The following is a 1,970-nucleotide window of genomic DNA, read 5'->3' as shown; positions in this document are numbered from 1 at the left end:
TCGAAGTGGTCGCCCCAGCAGGCGATCTCAAGACCGTCGTAGCCCCACTCGGCGGCCAGCCGGCAGACCTCCTCGAACGGCAGGTCCGCCCACTGACCGGTGAACAACGTGATCGGCCTGGTCATCAGTCCTCCACACTCGTGAAGCGGCTACCGGCAGCCGCGCTCTCCTCGACGGCGGCGAGCACCCGCTGCACCTGGAGGCCGTCCTCGAAGGACGGCGTCGGGTCGGTGCCGGCGGCGATCGCCTCCAGGAAGTCCTTCACCTCGTGGACGAAGGTGTGCTCGTACCCGAGGCCGTGCCCCGGCGGCCACCAGGCCCCCACGTACGGGTGGTCCGACTCGGTGACGAGGACCCGCCGGAAGCCGGCGTCCGACTCCGCGGCGTCGTAGAACCACAGCTCGTTCATCGCCTCGAAGTCGAAGGACAGGCTGCCCGCCGACCCGTTGATCTCGATGCGCAGCGCGTTCTTGCGCCCCGTGGCGAAGCGGGTGGCCTCGAACGACGCCAGCGCGCCGCCCTCGAAGCGGCCGATGAACAGGGCCGCGTCGTCCACCGTCACCTCGCCCTTCTCACCGCCGCCGCCCTGGCCGACGAGGCCGCTCGACCCCTCGGCGAGCGGGCGCTCCTTGACGAAGGTCTCGGTGAGCGCCGTCACCCCGGTCAGGTTCCGGCCGACGATGAACTGGGCGGTGTCGATGATGTGGGCGCCGATGTCACCGAGCGCGCCGGACCCGGCCTTGTCCTTCTGGAGCCGCCACACGAGGGGGAACTCGGGGTCGACGATCCAGTCCTGCAGGTACTGCGCCCGCACGTGCCGGATCTCGCCCAGCCTGCCCTCGGCCACGAACCTCCTGGCCAGGGCGATGGCGGGAACGCGGCGGTAGTTGAAGGCGACCATGCTGCGCACGCCGCGCGCCGCCGCCTCCTTCGCGGCGGCGGTCATCGCCTCCGCCTCCGCCACGGTGTTGGCCAGCGGCTTCTCGCAGATGACGTGCTTGCCCGCCGCCAGCGCGGCGATGGCGATCTCCGCGTGCGAGTCGCCCGGCGTGCAGATGTCCACGATTTGCACGTCGTCGCGCTCGATCAGCCGCTTCCAGTCCGTCTCGACCGCCGCCCAGCCGAGCGTGTCGGCCGCCTCGGCCGTACGCTCCGCGGACCGCCCGGACAGGACGGCCATGGTCGGCCTCGGTACGTCGAAGACCGCCGCGACGCTCCGCCACGCCTGTGAGTGCACGCGCCCCATGAACGCGTACCCCACCATGCCGACACCCAGCGCCGGCCTGCTTTCAGTCACTAGAACTCCCTCGAATCAGGGCTGGATCAGGATTCGAACCCGGTGGGCAGGTACTTGTCGGCGTTGTCCTTGGTGACGGTCTCCGACGTCAGCGTGATGGACTGCGGCACCTGCTGCTCCAGCAGGTCGCTCATGCCCTTGCCCTGCGCGATGAGCCGGGCGATCTTGATCGCCGAAGCGGCCATCGTCGGGCTGTAGGTCACCGTCGCCTTCAGCACACCGCTGTCGGCCTTGATGTCACGCATCGCGTTCGCCGAACCGGCACCGCCGACCATGAAGAACTCCTCACGCCCGGCCTCCTTGATCGCCGCCAGCACACCGATGCCCTGGTCGTCGTCGTGGTTCCAGATCGCGTCGATCTTCTTGTGCGCCTGCAGCAGGTTGCTCGCCACCTGCGTGCCCGACTCCACCGTGAACTTCGCGTCCTGCTTCGCGGTCACCTTGAAACCATAGGTCTTCAGCGCGTCCTCGAAGCCCTTGCTGCGGTCCTGGGTCAGCGGCAGCGTCGCGATGCCCTGGATCTCCAGGATCACCGGGTCGGCCACCCCCTTGTCCTTCAGCGTCTTGCCGATGAAGTGACCCGCGGCCACGCCCATGCCGTAGTTGTCGCCGCCGATCCAGGTCCGGTACGACAGCTTGTCGGGGAACACCCGGTCCAGGTTGATCACCGGGA

2 protein-coding genes and 1 pseudogene are annotated in these 1,970 nt (G+C 68.9%); all 3 read right to left on the bottom strand.

Going from position 1 to position 1,970, the window contains the following annotated elements:
• A pseudogene (locus HHX40_RS37460) lies at window positions 1–125 on the bottom strand (sugar phosphate isomerase/epimerase); the annotation flags it as partial.
• Entirely contained in the window at window positions 125–1,297 is a 1,173-nt protein-coding gene (locus HHX40_RS35435; RefSeq protein ID WP_310738420.1) for a Gfo/Idh/MocA family oxidoreductase, read from the bottom strand. The gene HHX40_RS35435 and the pseudogene HHX40_RS37460, both read right to left, overlap by 1 nt.
• Window positions 1,298–1,323: 26 nt before the next feature.
• Window positions 1,324–1,970, bottom strand: a 647-nt coding sequence (locus HHX40_RS35430; protein ID WP_182884045.1) for a substrate-binding domain-containing protein, incomplete at its 5' end; no start/stop codon positions are given.

It is taken from the genome of Microbispora sp. H10949, from assembly GCF_014161435.1.
In the GTDB taxonomy this organism is placed as follows: domain Bacteria; phylum Actinomycetota; class Actinomycetes; order Streptosporangiales; family Streptosporangiaceae; genus Microbispora; species Microbispora triticiradicis.
The sequence above is the reverse complement of the archived record's forward strand: the minus strand, read 5'-3'. Positions and strand labels throughout refer to the sequence as shown.